Origin of the sequence: Streptomyces sp. NPDC086519, from assembly GCF_040686075.1 — a bacterium.
Lineage (GTDB): Bacteria > Actinomycetota > Actinomycetes > Streptomycetales > Streptomycetaceae > Streptomyces > Streptomyces shenzhenensis.
On record NZ_JBFBJL010000053.1, the window covers coordinates 41,875 to 62,954 of the forward strand.

General features: G+C 72.8%; 18 protein-coding genes. 4 read left to right on the forward strand and 14 right to left on the reverse strand.

Annotated elements, in window-relative coordinates; translation table 11 throughout:
* Window positions 1-96 precede the first annotated feature (96 nt).
* The 4 genes from AB0P24_RS35915 to AB0P24_RS35930 all read right to left on the reverse strand — a co-directional run bounded on the left by AB0P24_RS35915 (window position 97) and on the right by AB0P24_RS35930 (window position 4,763).
* Complete coding sequence (locus tag AB0P24_RS35915) at window positions 97-789, reverse strand: alpha/beta fold hydrolase (RefSeq protein ID WP_365801495.1); 693 nt, start codon at window positions 787-789, stop codon at window positions 97-99.
* A gap of 319 nt (window positions 790-1,108) precedes the next feature.
* Entirely contained in the window at window positions 1,109-2,101 is a 993-nt protein-coding gene (locus AB0P24_RS35920) for a zinc-binding dehydrogenase (RefSeq protein WP_365801498.1), read from the reverse strand.
* A gap of 183 nt (window positions 2,102-2,284) precedes the next feature.
* Window positions 2,285-3,208 carry an AraC family transcriptional regulator gene (locus tag AB0P24_RS35925; RefSeq protein WP_365801500.1) on the reverse strand — a complete coding sequence of 308 codons (924 nt, stop codon included), beginning with the start codon at window positions 3,206-3,208 and terminating at the stop codon, window positions 2,285-2,287.
* Window positions 3,209-3,512: 304 nt separating this feature from the next.
* Window positions 3,513-4,763: an NAD(P)/FAD-dependent oxidoreductase gene (locus AB0P24_RS35930; protein ID WP_365801502.1), complete on the reverse strand. Its 1,251-nt coding sequence runs from the start codon at window positions 4,761-4,763 to the stop codon at window positions 3,513-3,515.
* Between the two features lie 368 nt (window positions 4,764-5,131).
* Between AB0P24_RS35930 and AB0P24_RS35935 the strand changes: the two genes are divergently transcribed.
* Window positions 5,132-6,505, forward strand: a complete 1,374-nt coding sequence (locus AB0P24_RS35935; protein ID WP_365801536.1) for a deoxyribodipyrimidine photo-lyase — start codon at window positions 5,132-5,134, stop codon at window positions 6,503-6,505.
* 187 nt (window positions 6,506-6,692) lie between these two features.
* Here the strand turns inward: AB0P24_RS35935 and AB0P24_RS35940 are convergent, their stop codons facing one another.
* From AB0P24_RS35940 to AB0P24_RS35970, 7 genes are all read right to left on the reverse strand, one after another.
* Entirely contained in the window at window positions 6,693-7,643 is a 951-nt protein-coding gene (locus AB0P24_RS35940; RefSeq protein WP_365801538.1) for a MerR family transcriptional regulator, read from the reverse strand.
* A 219-nt stretch (window positions 7,644-7,862) separates the two neighbouring features.
* Entirely contained in the window at window positions 7,863-8,459 is a 597-nt protein-coding gene (locus AB0P24_RS35945; protein WP_365801504.1) for a sigma-70 family RNA polymerase sigma factor, read from the reverse strand.
* Between the two features lie 134 nt (window positions 8,460-8,593).
* Window positions 8,594-10,732 carry an MMPL family transporter gene (locus AB0P24_RS35950; protein ID WP_365801506.1) on the reverse strand — a complete coding sequence of 713 codons (2,139 nt, stop codon included), beginning with the start codon at window positions 10,730-10,732 and terminating at the stop codon, window positions 8,594-8,596.
* Between the two features lie 152 nt (window positions 10,733-10,884).
* On the reverse strand, window positions 10,885-11,388 hold the full coding sequence (locus AB0P24_RS35955; RefSeq protein WP_365801540.1) for a MarR family winged helix-turn-helix transcriptional regulator: 504 nt from the start codon (window positions 11,386-11,388) through the stop codon (window positions 10,885-10,887).
* A 310-nt stretch (window positions 11,389-11,698) separates the two neighbouring features.
* Complete coding sequence (locus AB0P24_RS35960; RefSeq protein WP_365801508.1) at window positions 11,699-12,145, reverse strand: ATP-binding protein; 447 nt, start codon at window positions 12,143-12,145, stop codon at window positions 11,699-11,701.
* A gap of 87 nt (window positions 12,146-12,232) precedes the next feature.
* Window positions 12,233-12,592: an STAS domain-containing protein gene (locus tag AB0P24_RS35965; protein ID WP_365801510.1), complete on the reverse strand. Its 360-nt coding sequence runs from the start codon at window positions 12,590-12,592 to the stop codon at window positions 12,233-12,235.
* Window positions 12,593-13,066: 474 nt separating this feature from the next.
* Complete coding sequence (locus AB0P24_RS35970) at window positions 13,067-13,552, reverse strand: MarR family transcriptional regulator (RefSeq protein ID WP_365801512.1); 486 nt, start codon at window positions 13,550-13,552, stop codon at window positions 13,067-13,069.
* A gap of 147 nt (window positions 13,553-13,699) precedes the next feature.
* Between AB0P24_RS35970 and AB0P24_RS35975 the strand changes: the two genes are divergently transcribed.
* Window positions 13,700-14,872 carry a PP2C family protein-serine/threonine phosphatase gene (locus tag AB0P24_RS35975; protein WP_365801514.1) on the forward strand — a complete coding sequence of 391 codons (1,173 nt, stop codon included), beginning with the start codon at window positions 13,700-13,702 and terminating at the stop codon, window positions 14,870-14,872.
* Between the two features lie 96 nt (window positions 14,873-14,968).
* On the opposite strand, the gene AB0P24_RS35980 is transcribed toward AB0P24_RS35975, so the two are convergent.
* From AB0P24_RS35980 to AB0P24_RS35990, 3 genes are all read right to left on the reverse strand, one after another.
* Window positions 14,969-15,472 carry a MarR family transcriptional regulator gene (locus AB0P24_RS35980; protein WP_365801516.1) on the reverse strand — a complete coding sequence of 168 codons (504 nt, stop codon included), beginning with the start codon at window positions 15,470-15,472 and terminating at the stop codon, window positions 14,969-14,971.
* Window positions 15,473-15,616: 144 nt separating this feature from the next.
* Window positions 15,617-15,844 carry a DUF5133 domain-containing protein gene (locus AB0P24_RS35985; RefSeq protein WP_234532014.1) on the reverse strand — a complete coding sequence of 76 codons (228 nt, stop codon included), beginning with the start codon at window positions 15,842-15,844 and terminating at the stop codon, window positions 15,617-15,619.
* A 69-nt stretch (window positions 15,845-15,913) separates the two neighbouring features.
* Window positions 15,914-16,399, reverse strand: a complete 486-nt coding sequence (locus tag AB0P24_RS35990; protein WP_365801518.1) for an ATP-binding protein — start codon at window positions 16,397-16,399, stop codon at window positions 15,914-15,916.
* A gap of 208 nt (window positions 16,400-16,607) precedes the next feature.
* On the opposite strand from AB0P24_RS35990, the gene AB0P24_RS35995 reads away from it, so the two are divergent.
* Window positions 16,608-16,988 carry an STAS domain-containing protein gene (locus tag AB0P24_RS35995; protein ID WP_365801520.1) on the forward strand — a complete coding sequence of 127 codons (381 nt, stop codon included), beginning with the start codon at window positions 16,608-16,610 and terminating at the stop codon, window positions 16,986-16,988.
* 301 nt (window positions 16,989-17,289) lie between these two features.
* Window positions 17,290-21,015 carry a HAMP domain-containing protein gene (locus tag AB0P24_RS36000; RefSeq protein ID WP_365801522.1) on the forward strand — a complete coding sequence of 1,242 codons (3,726 nt, stop codon included), beginning with the start codon at window positions 17,290-17,292 and terminating at the stop codon, window positions 21,013-21,015.
* Window positions 21,016-21,080 lie beyond the last annotated feature (65 nt).

Consider the following 21,080-nt stretch of genomic DNA (forward strand, 5'->3'; position numbering starts at 1 on the left):
CGCGCGGACAACGGCGCGAACGACATGCCCGGTTCTCCTTCGAACGGGCGTAGTGGCGGGACTCCTCGGCCCGGTCTCCGCGGGACGCCACCGCGCTCAGTCCAGGATCGCGAGAGCGATCGTCTCTGCCAGCTCGGCCGGCATCGACAAGAACGCCGAGTGCCCCGACGGCAGCTGATAGGTCCTGCCCGCCCGCGCCGCCATTCCCTGCTGGAATGCCGGCGGGATCGCGTTGTCCAACTCACAGGCGATGTAACGGGATTCCACGTTCTTCCAGGACGTGGCGGTCAACGGCTCGCTGAAGGACCTGATGCTCTGCGGCACGAGCCGCTCGGCCGCCCAGGCGGCGTCCTCGTCCGTCACCCCGTTGTAGAAGTACTCCCGGTGCCCCGGATTCGGGGGCAGGGTGCCGGTGTCGCCGGCCGGAAGGGCACCGCCGGACTGGTTGGCCAGCGAGTCGCCTTCCTCCAACTGGAACGCGGCCAGGTAAACCAGGTGGGAGACGTTGTCCGCCTCGGCGGCCGCCTGCGTTGCGGGGATTCCGCCGTAGGAATGCGCGACAACGGCCACCGGCCCGGGGATCGCCGAGAGCGTCTCGCGGATGACACGAGCGTCGTCATACATGCCTGCGGTCCGCTCGGCCTGCGCCGACGCGCTCGGGAGGTCGACGGTCGCGACGTCCCACCCTCGCGACGCGAGTTCGGGGACCAACTTCTCCCAGCACCAGGCACCGTGCCAGGCCCCATGAACCAGCAGGATGGTGGGCTGACTGTAGGTGTCAGCAGACATGCGTCGTCCCCTCGGGTCGCCATTACCTGACGAATTCCATGAATTCGGCTTCCATGAATTCGACCGAAAGGATCCGCGTCAGTCATCGCCCGGCAGGCTTCACGAAGCGAATGCCGCGCCGCATTGGCCGGGCATCCTTCCAGCACCGACCACGCTAGAGGGCCGCATGTGCACCGTACATGCTCAGGAGTCCGCACCACATGTCCGTGCGTTCCGGCCGACCCGGCGGCGATGCGCGCGGGCCCGCCCTGCGGTCCGCACACGCTCGGGCAGCCCGCAGGAGCCGAGGTGTCCCGGCGTCCTGCCCGTGCGAGCGCCGTCACTCCGAGGTGATCCGCACGACGGATTTGCCCGCGGCCGGGGCCGTCTGCTGGGAGATCATCTCGGGCACCGCCCGGAAGTCGTACACGCGGCCCACCGGTGTGCTCAGCGCACCCCTGTCCGCCAGGTCCGCCAGACGCTCCCAGACGACCGCCTCCGCCGCCGGGCTGCCAGGCGTGGCAAGGACGCCCACGGCCGAGTAGTTGCGGAGCAGCATGTCCATGGAGTCCAACGGCACGGGCTTCCCGCCGGCCACGCCGATGAGCACCACGCGCCCGTTGCGCGCGATCGCCGCCAGCGCGGCAGCGGCCGTCTCGCCGCCCACGGGGTCGAAGACGACGTCTGCTCCGCGGCCACCGGTGATGTCCGCGACGCGTGCCGGCAGATCGTCGGATCGGTGATTCAGGACATGGTCGGCGCCATGGCGCTTGCAGAAGTCCAGCTTCTCCTGGCTCCCGGCGACAGCGATCACCGTCGCCCCGAGCGCTTTGCCGAGCCGCAGAGCGGCTCCGCCGCTGCTTCCGGCGGCGCCCAGCACCAGCAGCACCTGGCCGGCTTCGATCGGGGCTCGGTCCACCAGCCCCGCGTACGCCGTGCGGAACGCGATCGGGAATCCGCCCGCCTGCTCGGTGGTCATCCCCGCCGGGATCCGGATGGTGGATTCCTCGCGGAGATACGTGTACTCGGCGTATCCTCCCCAGCCGTCGAGAAACCCGGTGATGCCGGTCACTTGATCGCCGACGGAGAACCGCGAGCCGGACGGCACGGCGACGACCTCCCCGGCGGCCTCTTCGCCGAGACCGAAGGGCGGATCTCCCATCAGCGGGAAACGACCTGCGGCCATCATCGCGTCCGGATGTCCCGCCCCGGCCGTGAACACGCGTATCAGCACCTGCCCCGGTGCGGGCTCGGGCCAGGTCAGGTGCTGGAGTTCGATGGAGTCCGCCGGTGAACCGAATTTAACCAGCCGCCATGCTCGACCAGAAAACATCGTCGCGATCATCCTTTTTGCTCGTTCTTCCGGCATCAGCATCACACGACGCCGACACCTTCCTCACCGATTCCATCCGCCACATCAAATATCCGGAGGAACGGGCATGAAATCCGGAGGGACAAGCATGCTCAGGAAGATCGTTGCCGCCGTTCACCGTCCCGACCGCCGCCGGGCCGAAAGTCACGGCAAGCGGGCTTGCCTGCGATAGTGGCCCGGGGCCACGCCGATGACCCTCTTGAACGCGTGACTGAAGGCGCTTTCCGAACCGTAGCCGTATCGCGCCGCGAGAGAGGCGATCGTGGGGTTGCCGGTGCGCAGTTCCCGTGCGGCCGAGCGGATCCGCCAGGTGGCGAGGTACTCAAGAGGCGGGGTGCCTACGAGGTCACTGAACCGGGCCGCGAAGTGCGATCGCGACATACCGGATTTCGCTGCCAGTTCGGGCACGGTCCATGGGTGGGCGGGGAATTGGTGCATGAGGGAGAGCGCCGTGCCGATGGCGGGATCGGCCAGAGCGGTCAACCACGCCCGGCCGGTGGGGCCCTGAGCCTCGACATAACTGCGCAGCACCTGGACGAGAACGATGTGCGCCAGCCTTTCGACGATCAGGGAACTGCCGATCTTCGGGACGGCAGTCTCCTGACGAAGCATGTTCAGCGCGGTGCGGATGGCTCCGGCTTGGTCCGATTCCGCCGGAACGTGCACCAGTGGCGGCAGCACATCGAGGAGGACCGCCGCGTTCGCGGCGTCCAGGCGAAACCCGCAGCCGACGACGACCGAGTCCACGAGGCCGTCCGAAGGCCCGACACGGACGGTGTCGCCTTCCCTGAAGCCCGTGAAGACATCGCCGCTCGGTCGTGCCGGGACCGCGGGATCGCTGGAGAGACGGTACGGACGGCCGTTGCCCAGCAGATAGCAGTCGCCCTCCACGGCCCGAACGGGCGAGGCTCCTTCGGTCTCCACCCAGCACTCGCCCTCCAGCACGGCTCCCAGCTTGATGTGCCGATATCCGGCGAAGGAGATCCCCCACGCGCCTACCGCTTCCAAGCGCGCGAAGTCGGCGCTGCGCAGGTCCAGAAGTGCGAGAGCGTCGTTGAGGGGGTCCATCGGCTCCCTTGTCGGCGTGCGGCGGAGCCTCGGCGGTGAGACTTCGAACGAGGTGGGCTGTGACAGTCAGACAGGATATGCCAGTAGCGACTCCCGGCGAACCGGCGGAAGACCTGAGCGGGAAATACCAATTCGAACAATGCGCAGGGCTCCACAATGTGTGCGCCGTCGTCCGGACGCATTCCTGCCGATTCCCGCACAGCAGCCGCACCTGCCTCCCACGGGGAGCCGGAAGTACCCATGAAGAATTCGGTACGAGGGACCGAGAGCGCACGCGCGAAGCGGTGAGAGCCGCGTTTCGCGGTCAGCTTCCGCCGAAGTCCTCCAGTACCTCGCGGGCCGCCCGCGCGCCGGAGGCGAGCGCGCCCTGGACGGAACCCGTGCCGCGGTGGTCCCCGCAGACGTAGCGGCCGGGCCCGGTGCGGCAGGTCCGGGTCAGCGGCCAGGGCGGCGGCATGGCGGGCAGCGCGTTCTCGACGGTGCGCGCGGCCAGCAGGTCCCAGGCGCCGGCGTCGGCGCCGTACATCTCGGACAGGGCCGCGACCACGGCCGCCCGCACGAGCTCGGTGTCGCCGCCCAGCACCGAGGTGGCGACGAGGGCGCTGCCGCGCGGGGCGTACTCGGGCGCGACATCGCTGAGGACACAGGTGTTCAGTACGCGGCGGCGGGTGTCGACCAGGAGGACGGGAGAACCCAGTGGGGAGCGCGGGGCGACGTGGTAGTACGTGGTGACCGTGCGGTGGCCGGGGACGGTCAGGCCGGGCAGCAGCCGTGCGGCGGCGTCGGCACCGGTCGCCACGACGACGGCACGCGCCGGCAGCTCCGTACCGTCTGCCGTGACCGCCCCCCGGCCGGCGAGCCGGGCCACGGGGGTGCCGAGCCGCACGGTGCCCTCGGGCAGGGCCGCGGCCAGGGCGCGCGGGACGGACTGCACCCCGAAGGCCGGCAGGCTCAGCGCACCGCGCAGCATGCTGCGCCACACCAGGTGGAACACCCGGCTGGAGGTCTCCAGCGAGTCCTCCAGGAAGACGCCGGAGAGGAACGGCCGGAAGAAGCCCTCCACGAACGGGGTGGAGAAGCCGGCGTCGGCCAGGGCCGCGCGGGTGGTGCGTTCGGTCGCGTGCTTGAGCGCACGGGCCGGGGCTAGGGCATCGCGGGCGCCGAGCGCGGCCAGGGCCGCCAGGTCGCGCGGCCGGGCGAGCCGCCCGGACAGCAGCGACGCCACCGCGTCGGGGCGGCGGCGCGGGTCGGCCAGCAGGACCCGTCGGTCACCGGTGTGCACCAGGACGCCCGGCAGGAAGGGGCGCGGGTCGAGGAAGCGGGCGGGCACACGGCGGCGCAGCTGCGGGTAGGCCGGGTTGACGACCTGGAAGCCGCGGTCCACCGTGAAGCCGTCCAGGCGGTCGGTCCGCATCCGCCCGCCCACCGCGTCGCCCGCCTCCAGCACCCGCACGCGGAGCCCGGCGGCGGCGAGGTCGCGGGCACACGCCAGCCCGGCCACCCCGGCACCCACCACGACGACGTCCGCGACCACGGATCCAGCCGCCACGGTCACCACCTCTCCTCGCTCCTCAAGGGCCTGTCGCCCGGTGGCGCCTGCCGTGCCGGCCCGGCGCGCTCCGCTCCCCCAGCGCCCCGCAGGTGCGCCACTCGCCAGGCCGCCCGCAAGGCCCCGTACACCCGGCCGGGGGCTCGGGGCGGCGCGCCCGGGCACACAGCGGATTCCGCGCGGCCCGTCGGCGGGTGACGACGCCGCCTTCCGCATCGGCGCCTTATGCCTTCCCCGAAGTGCTTCCCCGTCGGCGGCCACCGCGGATGCGCTCGCACCCGAACGGGGGACTGCCGTCGACCGGCCGCATCCGGCACCGGCCGACGGGCCGAAACCATCCGAGAGTGACCCCACCCGAAGCGGAAGTGAGCCCCATGCAGACCTCGGTCGTCGTCTTCACCTGCGATCTGCGCCTGTCGGACCACCCGCCGCTGCGCGCGGCCCTGCACGGCGGAGGCCGGGTGGTGCCGCTGTTCGTGCGTGACCCGTCCGTGGACAGAGCGGGCTTCGCCGTGCCGAACCGGCTCGCGTTTCTCGCCGACTGCCTGCGGGACCTGGACGCACGGCTGCGGGAGCGGGGCGGCCGGCTGGTGCTGCGCGAGGGCGACACGGTCACGGAGGTGTGCCGGGTGGCCGCCGAGGCGGACGCCGACGAGGTGCACATGGCGGGCGACGTGAGCGCCTTCGCGCACGCGCGGGAACGGCGGCTGCGCCGGGCGTTGGAGGCCGCCGGGCGGCGCCTGTACGTGCACGACACGGTGTGCACCGCCGTGGCGCCGGGCGCGGTGACACCGGCCTCCTCCGACCACTTCGCGGTGTTCACGCCGTACTACCGGCGCTGGTCCGCACAGGGCCTGCGGGACGTGCTGGACATGCCGCGCGCGGTCACCGTGCCGCGGGAGGTGGGCTCCGCCCCGCTGCCGGAACGCGGCGACGTGAGCGGGGTGTCGCCGGGGCTGTGCGCGGGCGGCGAGACGGAGGGACGGCGCAGGCTCACCGCGTGGCTGCGCTCCGGCGTGGACGCCTACGAGGAACGGCACGACGACCTGGCGGGCGACGCCACCTCCCGGTTCTCCCCCCACCTGCACTTCGGCACGCTGTCACCGGTCGAGGTGGTGCACCGGGCCCGCAGGGCCGGCGGCGCGGGCGCGGAGGCGTTCGTACGGCAGATCGCCTGGCGCGACTTCAACCGCCAGGTGCTCGCCGCGCGCCCCGACGCCGCCGCACACGACTACCGCACCCGCCGCGACCGGTGGCGCTGCGGGAAGGACGCGGAGGCGGACGCCGAGGCGTGGCGGGCGGGCCGCACCGGCTACCCGGTGGTGGACGCGGCGATGCGGCAGCTGCGCCACGAGGGCTGGATGCACAACCGGGGCCGGCTGCTGGCCGCGAGCTTCCTCACCAAGACGCTGTACGTCGACTGGCGGGTGGGCGCCCGGCACTTTCTGGACCTGCTGGTCGACGGCGACATGGCGAACAACCAGCTGAACTGGCAGTGGATGGCGGGCACGGGCACCGACACCCGGCCCAACCGGGTTCTCAACCCCGTCACCCAGGGCAAGCGGTACGACCCGGACGGAGCGTATGTGCGGCGCTGGGTGGAGGAACTGGCGCACGTGGAAGGGGCCGTCGTGCACGAGCCCTGGAAAGTCCCGGCACTGGAGCGCGCGAGGATCGCCTACCCCGAGCCGGTGGTGTCCCTGGCGGAGGGCCTGGACCGCTTCAAGCGGGCCCGGGGGCGCGCCTGAAGTCCGCGAGGAGGAGGTTCGCAGGGCCGCCGGCACCACACGCGCCACCTCGCGCAGGTACGTCGCGGCACCCGCATCGCTCGGAAGGAGCCCGGTCCCCGGCCGGGTGGCCGCCCGGTGCGGCGCAGGGCTCCGCGTCCCCGCCGAGGACAGCCCGCGGTGGGAGGACGGGGACGCGCCCATCCGCTCACCCCGCGGTGCACAGCGCGCGCAGCGCTTCCACCGCCTGCGCCAGTCCGGCCGGCCTGAGCACCCCGTCAGGCTGAGACCGGCTCCAGCCGGGGCCGCCCAGCAGCACCGCCGGACCACGCCGCGCCCCCTTCATGCCCCAGCGTAGCCCGGCGACGTGCCGGGCCAGGGCAGGGGCCGCCCGCGCGCGCTCCTGGGCCCACAGCACGACCGCGACCGGGCCGAGCCGGCGCACGGCCGCGTCCAGCGCCTCGAAGGGCACCGCGGCTCCCAGCATGCGCACCGGCAGGCCCGCACGGCCGAGCGCCGCGTGCAGTGCCTCCAAGGGGAGCGTGTGCTGTTCGCCGGGCACGCAGGCGAGCAGGACGCAGCCTGCCGCCGGCGAGGCCACCGGGACGGCGGGCGGCGCGCTGCGGCGCAGCACGGTGGAGACATGCCAGGCGAGCAGGTGCTCCACCTCCACGTACTGGTCCTCGGACGAGGCCCAGCGGCGTCCTACGGCGTGCAGGGTGGGAACCATCACCTCCTGCCAGGCGACCACGACGCCGTAGCGCTCGACGGCGGCGGTGAGCAGCTTGTCGAGGGCGGGCGCGTCCAGCCGTACGGCGGCGCGTGCCAGCCCGCGGCACTCCTGGCGCACGTCACCGAGGGGCAGCGCGCCGGCGACCCGCGACCGCCCCGCGGGCGGTGGGGGCGCTGAAGCAGCGGCGACGTCCGCCGCGGGGAGCGGGCGGGCAGCGAACGCACGGGCGGCGCGGGCCGCTTCGGCCGGCGGGACGCCGGTCGCGGTCAGCCGGCACATCTCCTCGACCGTCGCCACGTCCGCCGCCGTCCAGCGGCGGTGCCCGCCCTCGGTGCGTGCGGTCGGTCCGATGCCGTAGCGGCGGTCCCATGAACGCAGGGTCATGGGGGAGACACCGAGGCGGCGGGCCAGCACCCCCGTGGTCAGACCGGCGTCACCCGGTAGGGCGGGTGGCTTCGGCGATGGCTGCGCGGCGGAGTTCACGGCGGTTCGAGCATTCCCTTCTTCCTGGTCTCCGGCGAGCCGGAGCAGGTCTCCCACGCTCAGCTCGCCCTCGAACGGCCGCCACGTCGCGGCGTCGTGACGCGGGCCGTCCGCGCGCGGACCGTTCCGGTGCGTCGCCGCGGCCGTGCGTGAACCGCCCGGTCAGCGTGCGCGCTGCGCGGCCTCGAAGTCCAGGCTCCGCCCCAGGCGCAGCAGGCCGCGCCGGGCGTGACTCTTGACCGTACCCAGCGGCCAGCCGGTGACGTGGGCGATCTGGGTCTGCGTCAGGTCGTCGTAGAAGGCCAGGCACAGCACGCGCCGCTGGGCCTCGGGAAGGCGGCGCAGCTCCCGGGTGACGTCCACGCGGTTCAGTACGGCGTCCTGCGCGTACGACGGGTCCGGCGAGCGGACCGGCTCGCGCGCCGCCGCGGCGGCGGTGTCTGCGCGCCGGGTGCGGGCGGACAGCGCATCGGCGATCTTGCGCCGGGCGATGCCGACGAGCCAGGCGGGCAGCGGCCCTCGGTCCGGACGGTAGCCGTGGCGGCCGCGCCAGGCGGCGAGGAACACCGTCTGGGTGACGTCCTCGGCCTCCGCGCCGTCGCCCAGCGACTGCCGCGCGAGGGACAGGACGAGGGGGGCCCAGCGGCGGTAGACCGCCTCCAGGGCGCCCTCGTCGCCTGCCGCGAAACGCAGGGCCAGATCGTCTTCCGGGTCCGGCACGGGCACGGGCGGGACTTCGGTCACGGTGAACGCGGTCATGCGGCTGCTCCTTGTGCGGGCGGGCTCCCTGCCTCACCGTCACCGTCCGTCCGGCACCCCGGTGGCATCAAGTCGCATCGGATCTGCATCGTGTCCCGCCCGGGAACCCTGCGTGCCCGCCCGGCCGGCGGCCGTCAGGAGTCGCCCTCCCGCCGGAGGACGGCCCAGGGTCGCCGGCCCTGAGCCGGTGAGCGGCCGTCCGGCGCCTCGGTCCCGGCGCCGGGCCGGGTGGGCCACCACACGCGGTCCCCGGCGTCCCGCACCAGCGCCGGCACCAGCAGGGAGCGCACCACCAGGGTGTCCAGCAGCACGCCGAAGGCGACGATGAAGGCGATCTGCACCAGGAACGCCAGCGGAATCACCCCCAGCGCGGCGAAGGTGGCGGCGAGCACCACCCCCGCCGAGGTGATGACCCCGCCGGTGGTGACGAGCCCGCGCCGGACACCTTCGCGGGTGCCGTGCCGCAGGGTCTCCTCGCGGACCCGGGACATCAGGAAGATGTTGTAGTCGACACCGAGGGCGACCAGGAAGACGAACCCGTACAGCGGCACGGACGGATCGGTGCCGCTGAAGCCGAACAGGCCGTGGAAGACCAGCGCCGCCACGCCGAGGGTCGCGGTCAGGTTGAGGGCGACGGTCAGCACCAGCAGGACGGGCACGGCGAGGGAGCGCAGCAGCAGCACGAGAATGGTCAGGATGACGGCGAGCACCACCGGGACGATGACGGTGCGGTCGCGTTCGGCCGCGCGCAGGGTGTCGTACTGCTGCGCGGTGTAGCCGCCGACGAGGGCGTCCGCGCCGGGCAGCGCGTGCAGCGCGGTGCGCAGCCGGGCCACGGTGTCGCGGGCGGCCTGGGTGTCGGGAGCCGCCTTCGCGGTCGCCTCGAACCTGACCCGGCCGTCCACTGCCTGCGGCTCTGCCACCGGGCGGCCCTGGGCACCGGTCGCGGTCACCGCCGCGACGCCGGCGGTGTCGCGCACGGTGCGCCGCACGCGGTCCGCGGAGGCCGCGTCGGCGAGGACCACCACGGGGGTGCCCGCGCCGCCCGGGAAATGCCGGGCCAGGGTCTGCTGGGCGGCGACGGACGGCACGTGCCGTACGAACGTCTCGTCCAGCGGCACGCCCCGCAGGTCCAGGGTGAGGGCGCCCGCCGAGCAGACGAGCAGTCCTGTCAGGGCGAGCGCCCACACCCGGCGCGGCGCCCGGTCGACCAGGCGGGCCACGCGCTGCCACAGTTCGGTGGCGGCGGCCCCGCTCTCGGGCCGGGCCGGCCAGTAGGCGCGGCGGCCGAGGAGGGCCAGGACGGCCGGCAGGAAGGTGAGCGCGCTCAGCACGGCGCAGACGATCCCGACGGCTCCGACCGGACCGAGGGCCCGGTTGTTGGTGAGGTCGCTGAGGAGCAGGGCGAGCAGACCGAGGGCGACGGTGCCGGCACTGGCGAGGACGGCCGGAGCCGAGCGGCGCACGGCGGCGCGGGCGGCGGCGTAGCGGTCCCGGCCCGCGGCCAGTTCCTCCCGGCAGCGGGCGGTGACCAGCAGCGCGTAGTCCGTCGCGGCGCCGATGACGAGAATCGAGAGGATGCCCTGCACCTGACCGTCGACGCGCACCAGGCCGCGGTCGGCCAGCGCGTAGACGACGGCACAGGCCAGCCCCAGGGCGAACACCGCCCCGGTGATGACGGCGAGCGGCAGCAGCACGGAGCGGTAGACCAGCAGCAGGATGACGAGGACGGCGGCCAGGGCGACCGCGAGCAGCACCCCGTCGATGCCGGAGAAGGCGTCCGCCAGGTCGGCCTGGGTCGCGGCCGGACCGGCCAGCTGCACCCGGGTGCCGGGCACCTTCTCGGCCGCCGCCCGCACCCGTTCCAGAGTGGGTGCGAGCCGGTCGCCCAGATCGGGGCGCAGCGGCACGACGGCCTGGAGTGCGGCACGGTCCTGCGAGGGCAGGGCCGGGGAAGGAAGTCCGGCCGTGCCGGGTGTGCCGGCGAGCGCGGCCACCGCCGCGCTGGCCGGCCGCTGCTGCCCGCTGACGGCCTGCCCGCCGTCGGCGGTCCACACCACGATCACGGGCAGGGTCTCACGCTGCTGGAACGCGGCCTGCTCGCGCAGGACGCGGGTCGACTCGGCGCTGCGTGGCAGGAAGGCGGCCTGGTCGTTGGTGGCGACTTCGCCGAGTCGTCCGGCGAAGGGTCCCAGCAGGGCCCCGATCACCAGCCATACGGCGATCAGGGCGAACGGGACGAGCCCGCGGGTTCGGCGGTGCGGGGGCGTCAATGTGACTCCTCGGGGCGAGCGGCAGAAGAAAACTCGACGGTAAACAATCTCAATGATTGAGCTAAGTCAATCGCTGGGATGTCTCGCCCCTGCTTCTCCGGCCACGGGCAGTCCGGATGCAGCTGTCACCGCTCTCGGTGCGGACGGCCGTCTCAGCGGCCGACGGGCTCCCCGGGCACCTCGGCGAGGGCGTCGTTCAGCGCGGTCAGGAACCGCAGGGCCACGGCCAGTTCGTGGTCGTCGAAGTCCGCCCCGGCCCGGCGCAACGCGTCGGCGAGCGGGCGGAAGTGCGTACGGGCGGCGGCGCGGGCGTCGGCCGCGTAGTACAGGTGCACCACCCTGCGGTCGCTGTCCTCGCGCACCCGGCGGACGTGTCCGGCACGCTCCAGCCGGTCGACACAGGCGGTGACCGCGCCCGAGGTGAGGCCGAGCAGGGCTCGCAGCCTGGTGGGGGTCATCGGCTCGGGAGCGTCGAGGATGGCGGCCAGCGCCTGCACGTCGGTGGCGTGCAGGTTCTGCCGGGCCGCGTACTGCTGGATGACCCGGCCGACCTCACCGTGCATGCGGCGCAGCTGCACCGCGAAGGCCGACAGGTCGCCCGGAAAGGCGGGGAGATCACCGGCGGACGTGTCGGCGGCGGAGGGATCGGCGGCCACGGTGTGCGGGGCCGCGTGGGCCGCGCCCGCGGCTCCGCCGCGTCGCCGCGCCGGCTGCCCTCCGCTCGTCTCCGTGTTCACCGGCGCATCGTATCGGGGTGCTCGCGGGTCACGACGGGGGCGCATCCGCATCGGTGCGGCGGCCGGACACCGCGAAGCGAGGCGGAGGCACGCAGACGACGGCGGACCGGCCCCTGTGTCCGGCGCCCAGGGCAGGCGGCCGCTTCGGGGGGAACCGCCGTCGCGCACCGCCCGGGGCCCTGCGGCAAGCCGGGAGAAGTGTCCGGGGCCGCCGGTGAGGGCCCGGCCGCTATCCGTCGCCGCGCAGGTCGAGGAGGGCCACGACCCGTTTTCCCGGTGGCGCGGGAACGGTCCGCACCTGGCCGCACAGCCGCCGGACCAGACGCAGGCCGTGACCGCCCACCCGGGCCGGGTCGTCCTCGCGCAGGGCGGGCGGGGACGGCGAGCAGTCGCGGACGGCGATCAGCAGGCGTTCCGCGCCGGGCTGCAGTTCCAGGACCAGTTCCCCCGGGCCGGGGGCGTGCCGAATCGCGTTGGTGACGAGTTCGCTGACCACGAGCTGGGCATCCTGGCTAGGCCGGTCCTCGGGACGGTGTCCGTGACGGGCCAGGAAGGCGCGCACCGCGCAACGCGCCTCGGCGATGGACGCGCGGGCTCCGTCCCACGCGACGCCGCACCGGCCCGGTCGTGCAAGGGGTTCCTCATCCGCTTCCTGCTTCTTGATCGGGACGGCCATGAGTGGGTCTCCGGCAGGTGTGGTCCGTGTCGTGTGTGCACACCGGGTACTGGCGATTCCGGGTTCGGCTACCCGTGATGGCCTTCTTCATGAGGACTCCGCGCCGTCTCCGCCGGGACGGGCGTCGGTGACGGTGAACAGCTCCCGGGTGCCGCTGATCTCCAGGAGCCGGCTGACGGGGGTCCGCAGGGGGCCGACCAGCACCAGGGCCCTGCCGTCGGCCTGGTGGCGGTGACGGGCCCGGATCAGCGCGTTGAGCAGCATGCTGTCGGCGAAGGTGACCTCGGCGAGGTCCACCGCCGTGACGGGCATCGCCGCCCGGTCGGCCGCGTCCCAGGCCCGCTCGAACTCACCGGCGTCGTCGTAGTCGACCTCACCTCGCACGGTGACCACGAAGGTCTGCTCACTGCGGTCGATGCGCACACTCAGACAGCGGGCCGCGTGCATGGCGCCATCCTCACGTCACCGGTGCCGGACGGACGGACGGGGCCGGAGCGCACGGCCGGGCCGCCTTGCGCGGGCGTCGCCACGGGTGGGGCGGGGATCGTCATGCGGTCCGTCCCGGCGGGTATACGGATGGCTGCGAGATTCGCCGGCAGGCGCACGCCACCGTCCGAGAGCGGTGCGTGGCCGGCCGCCCCGGTCGTGGGCCGGGACCCGCTTGCGGTCACTTCCGGGGCGGTGGCGTTCGAGACGTACGGCACGGTCACCGCCGACCGTGCCGACGGGAGGTGGCCGAGGGATGTGAGGGCAATCCGAAGAACAGTTGCCGTTTGACAACAATAGCCATGAGGCAAGAGAGTAGCCGCGTCGGACGTACACGGGGAAGGACCTGGAATGATCCGGTGGGCGGAGAACCGCTCCGAGCGCCGTCCGCCACCGTCGTGAAGCGGTGGGGGCACCGGTGCCGTGAAGGCTCTTTCAGGCGGTCCGGCTGCCGGAGTCCTGAGCCTCGTCGGGTATCTGCGTGGCCGCGGTCGCGCAGAACGCCTCCAGGCCCTCCAGCAGGGCGACACGCTTGGCCGCGGGCATGTCGGCCAGCACCTTCTGCAACTCGCTCTCCCGGCGGGCGCGCAGATCGGCGAGGAAGAAGCGCCCCCGGGCGCTGAGATGGAGCCGTACCTCGCGCCGGTCCTCCGGGCTCGCCACGCGCTCCACGAAGCCCGCGGCCTGAAGCCGGTCACACAGCCGGCTCGTTGACGGAGGCGTGGAGGCGAGGAACTCGGCGAGGGTGCGCAGATTGATGCCGTCGTGATGCTCAAGGATGTGCAGCACACGCAGTTGCGAGGCGGAGGTGGGCGCGGTCGAGGCCCGCCCCCAGACCACCTCCAGCAGCTCGACGGCCCGCGTGGTCACGCGTGCGACCTCGTCGGGCTCTGGGCGGCGGCGGAAGGCAGTCACGGTCACACTCTCGCAGGCACTGGGGCGCTTCTCAGCCTACTAGCAGCCGACGCCGGCCAGGGACACCACGGGACGACAGACGCGGCTCTTCGCGGAGCCCGGCCTCGGCCGGACCCGCACCTTGTCAGGAGAAGGAATGGTGCACTCACCGTCGTGAACAGATTCAAAACCGCTGAACACGCCCTGCGCACAGCGGCTCCCCACGAACTGCTGGACGCCGTCCGCGTCGTGCTGACCGAGCGATACGACGTGGAGGACGTCGAGCTGTTCATGGCCGACTACGGCCTGACCGTGCTTCAGCCGGTGTCGGGAGCGCCGCACGACCTGGAACCGGTCCCGGTGCACGGCAGCCCGGCCGGGCGGGCCTTCGGCTCTCAGGTGCCCTACCGCGAGGACGGCCGGGGCCGGCCGGCACGGGTCCATCTGCCGGTGAGCGTGCGCGGCGACCGGCTCGGCGTGCTGTCCGTGACGCTGCGGGACGGCGAGGCGGCGTCCGACTGCGTCCCGGAACTCGCCGAGATCGCCGACGCGCTGGCGCACGAGGTGGTCGTGGCCGAACGCGACACGGACCTGTACCTCCAGGCCCGGCGCAAGGACCGGCTCACCCTGGCCGCGGAGATGCAGTGGCACCTGCTCCCCGGCCGCTCCTGCTCCCGGCCCGAGTACGACCTGGCCTGCCAGTTGGAGCCGGCCTACGCCGTCTTCGGCGACAACTTCGACTGGTCCGCCACGGCCGACCGGCTGATGCTGTACGTCACGAACGGCATGGGCGAGGGGATAGAGGCGGCCCTGCTGACCAGCCTCGCCGTCAACGCCCTGCGCAACGCCCGGCGCGCCGGCATCCCCATCGCGGACCAGGCGGCCCTGGCCGACCAGGCCGTCTACGCCCACTACCGGGGCCGCAGTTACCTGTCCGTCCTGATGCTGGACCTCGACCTGGCGACCGGCCGGGCGAGCGTCGTGGACGCCGGCTCCCCGCAGTTGCTGCGGCTGCGCGGCGGCACCGTCGAGCACGTGCCCTTCGAGGCCCAGCTGCCGCTGGGCATGTTCGAGGAGACGGACTACGTGGCGCAGGACTTCGCCGTCGAGCCCGGGGACCGGCTCATCTTCGTCAGCGACGGTGTCCACGCGGTGCACTCGCCCAAGGGCGAGACATACGGGGAGCGGGCGCTCGCCCGGGCCATCCAGTCCACCCGGCTGCTGCCCGCCGCCGAGGTGCCGCGCGCCGTTCTGCGCGAGCTGGCCGGTCATCGCGGCGAGGCCGCCGTGGCGGAGGACGACGCGTTGGTCGTCTGCCTGGACTGGCGGGGGCGGCAGGCGTCGTGACCTGACAGCCGCCGGCCCGGGAGAGCCCGGGCCGGCGGCGAAGGGTGGCGCCGTGGGGGTACGACCGTCTTGTCGCGGCCGGCGCGGGACGGCACGTCAGGATCCGGTGCCGTCCTCTTTCCCCGTCCTGGCGTCCTGCGCGTCGAGGAAGCCCTGAAGACCTCGGCCGAGGGCCTCCCGCTCGGCCGGTTCCATGGCGCCGAGCACGACGGCCAGTCTCCGCGAGCGGCGCCACGCCACTTCGTCAAGCGCCTGCCGGCCCTGCCTGGTCAGGCGCAGTCGCACCACACGCCGGTTGCGCGGATGCGATTCCCGCTCCAGCAGACCGGCGGCCTCCAGCCGGTCGCAGAGCCGGCTGGCGGTGGGCGGCCCGATGTCCATGGCCCCGGCCAGAGCGGTGAGGTTGAGTCCCGGTTCCCGTTCCAGGGTCTGCAGGGCACGCAGTTGGTGCGGTGACAGACGCGGACTCGCGCCCTGCGCGGCGGCCGACCACAGGTTCGCGAGACTCTCCACGGCGTCGGCCATCGCCTGGGCCAGTGCCAGGGGGCCGTCCCGCGGTCCGCCCCACGGGCCGTCCCCGGAACCGTTCAGACCAGTCACGAGGCATCGCCTTCAGACATCGCCCGCATGCGGGTACCACCCCCGTTCCCTCGCGGTACCCGGCCCACGGCCGGACCAGCCCCCGGCGCTCTCGGCCTCCACAGCATCTGCACGGCCTTGCGACGCGTCCGTGCGTGCCGCCGGTCAGGCGGAGAGCAGCGAGTCGTCCTCGACGCGGGCGCCGGGCAGGCGGTACCGCGCCACGACGAGGGCGGCGTCGACGTCGCTGGTACCGGTGGCCACACACAGCGTGTAGGCGATGTCGGCCATCCGGCGGCGTACGGTCTCGTCGCCCTGGTCCGCATGCAGGGTGCGCAGCGCCTCGTACTGCTCGATCAGGTCCGTCAGCACCGCGGGGTGTGCCATGAGCATCGCAAGCCTCCTGCATGTCGGCGGTTCACATGGATCATGCAACGGCCCGGCTGCCCCGGTCCCGGCACTTCATTCCTTCGGCGGCCGGTGGCCGGGTGCCGCCCGGCCGCCGCCACGCGTCGGCCGGGCGGCACCGAGCAGCGGATCGTCGAAGAGCGCGAGCCGGGCGGTGACACACTTGCCCACGGGCTCGCGGCGCGTCTCGAAGCCCTGCACCACCGCGAGCACGATCTCCAGACCGTGCTGGCCCACCCGTCCGGCGTCGGCGGCTCGGGCCAGCGGCAGCGTGGGCTCGGTGTCCCAGATCTCGATCTCCACCATGCCGTCGACGACGCGCAGGTGCAGCAGCACCGGTCCGGGCGCGTACTTCAGCGCGTTGGTGACCAGTTCGCTGACCACGAGCTGCGCCAGGTCCATGGTGCGCGCGGTGACCGGCAGCCCGTGCTCGGACTGGGCCCTGGTCAGGAACTCCCACGTCCGGTCCCGCGCGCCGGCGATACAGCCGGCCGCCCCGTCCAGAGCGATGGTGACGTCGGCAGGTGCGGGATCCGGCATCCGGGAACACTCCTCGGGCGGGACAGGCTCCGCCCTGCCGATGACATGCGATACCCCGTTCATGGGCGCGCGTCTACCCGGTACTTGCGACCGTATGCCTGCGCCGCCGGAAGTCGGCCGGGGCGGCGGGTGCATCACCCCGGGAATCCGGGGCAACGGTGGCTTCAGGAAGGGGGCTCAGCCCGGACCGAGGGTGTGAAGGACGGAAGTGGCAGACAACGCAGGCAACCAGGAAGCAGTGGAACGCGGCCAGTTGTCCGTGGTCCGCGCGGATGTCGACGGCATCGTCGTGCTCGGCCTCCGCGGAGAGATCGACTACCAGAGCGTGGGCGCCCTGACGCGGGGGATGCCTCCCATGGATCCCGCCACCGGCTCCGGCTCCCGGGTCGTCGTCGACCTGAGCGGGGTCACCTTCATGGATTCCAGCGGTGTCAACGCGCTGGTCGCCGCCCACCACGCCACGCGGGCCGCGCGGGGATGGCTGCGGCTGGCGGGCGCCCACGGCGCTGCCCTGAGGACCATGCAGCTGGTGGGACTCGAGTCCATCACCCCCTGTCACCCGACCGTCGAGGACGCCCTCGCGGCGTGACGCCCGGGGCCTCGTGACCGGCGCGGTCCGCTCCCGCGCCGGCGCCGTCCCACCCGCGGGCAAACCTGTTCCGGTACCCCGGCTCTGCCTTGTCATGCCGCTTGTTCCGGGGGGTTTCCGGCGGGCCGCGGCTTTCCGGCCGGGCTTTTGTTGTCGCACGACAACTGAGTTAGTCTGCGATCGATTTCTCGTCGGCGGGAGCCGTCGAAGGGGCGTCGCCACCGGTGGTGGGGCTGCACGGCGCCGGCCTGGTCCCGGGTCCTCGGGGCGGGGACCCCTGCGAAGCGGAACGAGGGTGGGGATGACCGGCACGGCGATGGACACCCAGGTGCACGGCGGCCCGCGTGAGCAGGAGCTCCGGCAACTGCTCGCCGGGCTGACGGCGGTACGCGACGGTGACTTCGGCACCCGCCTGCCGTCCGACGGATCGGGTCTGCTCGGGGACATCGCCACGGTGTTCAACGGCATGGTCGACCAGCTGTCCGTGTTCACCTCGGAGGTGACCCGGGTCGCCCGCGAGGTGGGCACCGAGGGCACGCTGGGCGGTCAGGCCGAGGTGCCGGGGGTCTCCGGCACCTGGGCGGACCTGACCGAGTCGGTCAACGCCATGGCGGGCAACCTCACCACGCAGGTCCGCGACATCGCCCAGGTGGCCACCGCGGTGGCCAGGGGCGACCTCTCCCAGAAGATCGATGTGCCCGCGCGCGGCGAGATCCTCCAGTTGAAGGAGACCGTCAACACGATGGTCGACCAGCTCTCCGCCTTCGCCGACGAGGTCACCCGCGTGGCCCGCGAGGTCGGCAGCGAAGGGCGCCTCGGCGGCCAGGCGCAGGTGCCCGGGGTCGGCGGTGTCTGGCGCGACCTCACCGATTCGGTCAATTTCATGGCCGGCAACCTCACCTCCCAGGTCCGCAACATCGCCCAGGTGACGACCGCGGTCGCGCAGGGCGACCTCTCCCAGAAGATCACCGTCGACGCCCGCGGCGAGATCCTCGAACTCAAGAACACCATCAACACCATGGTCGGCCAGCTCTCCGCCTTCGCCGACGAAGTCACCCGGGTGGCGCGGGAGGTGGGCACCGAAGGGCGCCTCGGCGGGCAGGCCGACGTCAAGGGCGTCAAGGGCACCTGGCGCGACCTCACGGACTCCGTGAACTTCATGGCGGGCAACCTCACCGCGCAGGTCCGCAACGTCGCCCAGGTGGCCACCGCGGTGGCGGGCGGCGACCTGTCGAAGAAGATCGACGTCGACGCCCGGGGCGAGATCCTGGAGCTGAAGACCACCATCAACACGATGGTCGACCAGCTGTCCTCGTTCGCCGCCGAGGTCACCCGCGTCGCCCGCGAGGTCGGCAGCGAGGGACGGCTCGGCGGCCAGGCCGAGGTGGAGGGCGTCGAGGGCACCTGGAAGCGGCTGACGGAGAACGTCAACGAGCTGGCCGGGAACCTCACCCGGCAGGTCCGCGCGATCGCGGAGGTCGCCAGCGCCGTCGCCGAGGGCGACCTGACCCGCTCGATCACCGTGGAGGCCTCCGGCGAGGTCGCGGAGCTCAAGGACAACATCAACGCCATGGTGGGGTCGCTGCGCGAGACCACCCGGGCCAACCAGGAGCAGGACTGGCTCAAGACCAACCTCGCCCGCATCTCCGGTCTGATGCAGGGCCACCGCGAGCTGCCCGTCGTGGCCGAGCTGATCATGGACGAGCTGACCCCGCTGGTGTCGGCCCAGTACGGCGCGTTCTACCTCGCGGAGGACACCGAGCGCGGGCACGAACTGCGGCTGGTGGGCTCGTACGGAGCTCCCGACGACGCGGAGCGGCCGACCCGTATCCCGGTCGGCCGCTCCCTGGTCGGGCAGGCCGCGCGCAACCGGCGTCCCATCACCGTGGACGAGCTCCCGGAGGGCTACGTCACCATCTCCTCCGGCCTCGGGCAGGCGCTGCCCCGCGCCCTGGTGGTGCTGCCCGTGGTGGTCGAGGGGCAGGTCCTGGGCGTCATCGAACTGGCCTCGCTCACCCGGTTCACCCAGATCCACCAGGACTTCCTGACGCAGCTCATGCCGACCATCGGCGTCAACCTCAACACCATCGTGGCCAACGCCCGCACCGACGAACTGCTGGAGGAGTCCCAGCGCCTGACCGCCGAACTGCAGTCCCGCTCCGAGGAGTTGCAGGTGCAGCAGGAGGAACTGCAGCGCTCCAACGCGGAGCTGGAGGAGAAGGCGTCCCTGCTGGTCGACCAGAACCGCGACATCGAGGCGAAGAACCTTCAGATCGAGCAGGCCAGGCAGGAGCTGGAGACCCGGGCGCAGCAGCTCGCGCTGGCCTCCAAGTACAAGTCGGAGTTCCTGGCCAACATGAGCCACGAGCTGCGCACACCGCTCAACAGCCTTCTGATCCTCGCCCAGTTGCTGGCACAGAACCCGTCGCGCAACCTCACTCCCAAGCAGGTCGAGTACGCGGGCATCATCCACTCGGCGGGCTCGGACCTGCTCCAGCTGATCAACGACATCCTCGACCTGTCCAAGGTGGAGGCCGGCAAGATGGACGTCGCTCCGGAACGGGTCCCGCTGCGCCAGCTGCTGGAGTACGTCGAGGCGACGTTCCGGCCCATGACCTCGCAGAAGAGCCTGGACTTCGCGGTGGCCACCGCCCCGGGAACGCCCGCCGACCTGCTCACCGACGACTCCCGGCTGCGCCAGATCCTGCGCAACCTGCTGTCGAACGCGGTGAAGTTCACCGAGCAGGGCGGGGTGCGGCTGCAGATCGAACCGGCCGCCGACCGCGAGGTGCCGCCGCAGGTGCAGCGCGGCGGTCCCGTGGTGGCCTTCCGGGTCATCGACACCGGCATCGGCATCCCCCAGCAGCAGCTGGAGACGGTCTTCGGCGCGTTCCAGCAGGCCGACGGCACCACCAGCCGCAAGTACGGCGGCACCGGGCTCGGCCTGTCCATCACCCGGGAGATCGCCCATCTGCTCGGCGGTGCCGTCACGGTCGACAGCACCCCCGGTCAGGGCAGCACGTTCACGCTGTATCTGCCCGTCGCCCGCGCCGACTTCGAGGAACTCCTGGAGGCCGGGGGCCGACCGGTGGAGCCGTCCCGGGACGAGGCCGGCGCCGAGCAGCCGTCGGCGCCGCGTGCGCCGGCCGCGCCCACGGCGGCCGCCGAGCCGCGCAGGCGCCGGCTGCTGGTGATCGAGGAGCGGCCGCGCGGGCTGCTCACGCTGGTCGCCGAGCGGGCCGTGGCGGACATCGCGCAGGGCCCCGACGATCCGCACGGGGCGATCGACATCATCACCGCGGTCGGGTCACAGGAGGCGGCGAGCACCCTGGCGGCGCAGGCCTGCCACTGTGTCGTCCTGGAACTCGGCATGCCCGGCCAGGAGGGCGCGGGCTTCCTGGAGGCCATGCGCGGTGATTCGGCGCTGGCCAGCGTGCCCGTCCTGGTGCACACCGGGCACCGGGTGGATCTGGCCCAGGAGCAGGGACTGCGGGCCCTGGCCGGTGACCGTCCGCTGGACTTCCTGTCCAGCCTGGACGACCTGCGCGAGCGCATCACGCTGCACCTGTCGGCCGAACAGCCCGGCGACGTGCTGTCGCTGGTGCGCGCCGAGGAACCGCACCACCCGGCCGCGCAGGTCGTGGACGACGCCTTCCTGGGCCGCACGATCCTGGTGGTCGACGACGACGCCCGCAACCTCTTCGCCCTCAGCGGGGTGCTGGAACTGCACGGCTTCCAGGTGCTGCACGCCGACAACGGCCGCAAGGGCATCGAGATGCTGCTCGCGCACCCCGACATCTGCCTGGTCCTGATGGACGTGATGATGCCGGAGATGGACGGCTACGCCGCCACCACGGAGATCCGCGCCATGCCGCAGTACGCCGAGCTGCCCATCATCGCGGTCACCGCGAAGGCGATGCCGGGCGACCAGGAGAAGAGCCTTGCCTCGGGCGCCAACGACTACGTCACCAAACCCGTCGACACGGGCGACCTCATCGCCCGCGTCCGGCGCTGGCTGCCCGGGTGACCACGCGTCACGGCCGTATCCGCCACCAGCCGACCGCGTGACGCCCGGGGGCGTCCCAGCCGAGG

Bases quoted from the DNA above. Each gene is read 5' to 3' on its own strand.
- AB0P24_RS35960 (WP_365801508.1), bottom strand. From the start codon at position 12,145: ATGGCCGTCCCGATCAAGAAGCAGGAAGCGGATGAGGAACCCCTTGCA.
- AB0P24_RS35920 (WP_365801498.1), bottom strand. From the start codon at position 2,101: ATGTTTTCTGGTCGAGCATGGCGGCTGGTTAAATTCGGTTCACCGGCG.
- AB0P24_RS35935 (WP_365801536.1), top strand. From the start codon at position 5,132: ATGCAGACCTCGGTCGTCGTCTTCACCTGCGATCTGCGCCTGTCGGAC.
- AB0P24_RS35965 (WP_365801510.1), bottom strand. From the start codon at position 12,592: ATGCACGCGGCCCGCTGTCTGAGTGTGCGCATCGACCGCAGTGAGCAG.
- AB0P24_RS35990 (WP_365801518.1), bottom strand. From the start codon at position 16,399: ATGCCGGATCCCGCACCTGCCGACGTCACCATCGCTCTGGACGGGGCG.
- AB0P24_RS35985 (WP_234532014.1), bottom strand. From the start codon at position 15,844: ATGCTCATGGCACACCCCGCGGTGCTGACGGACCTGATCGAGCAGTAC.
- AB0P24_RS35945 (WP_365801504.1), bottom strand. From the start codon at position 8,459: ATGACCGCGTTCACCGTGACCGAAGTCCCGCCCGTGCCCGTGCCGGAC.
- AB0P24_RS35925 (WP_365801500.1), bottom strand. From the start codon at position 3,208: ATGGACCCCCTCAACGACGCTCTCGCACTTCTGGACCTGCGCAGCGCC.
- AB0P24_RS35915 (WP_365801495.1), bottom strand. From the start codon at position 789: ATGTCTGCTGACACCTACAGTCAGCCCACCATCCTGCTGGTTCATGGG.
- AB0P24_RS36000 (WP_365801522.1), top strand. From the start codon at position 17,290: ATGACCGGCACGGCGATGGACACCCAGGTGCACGGCGGCCCGCGTGAG.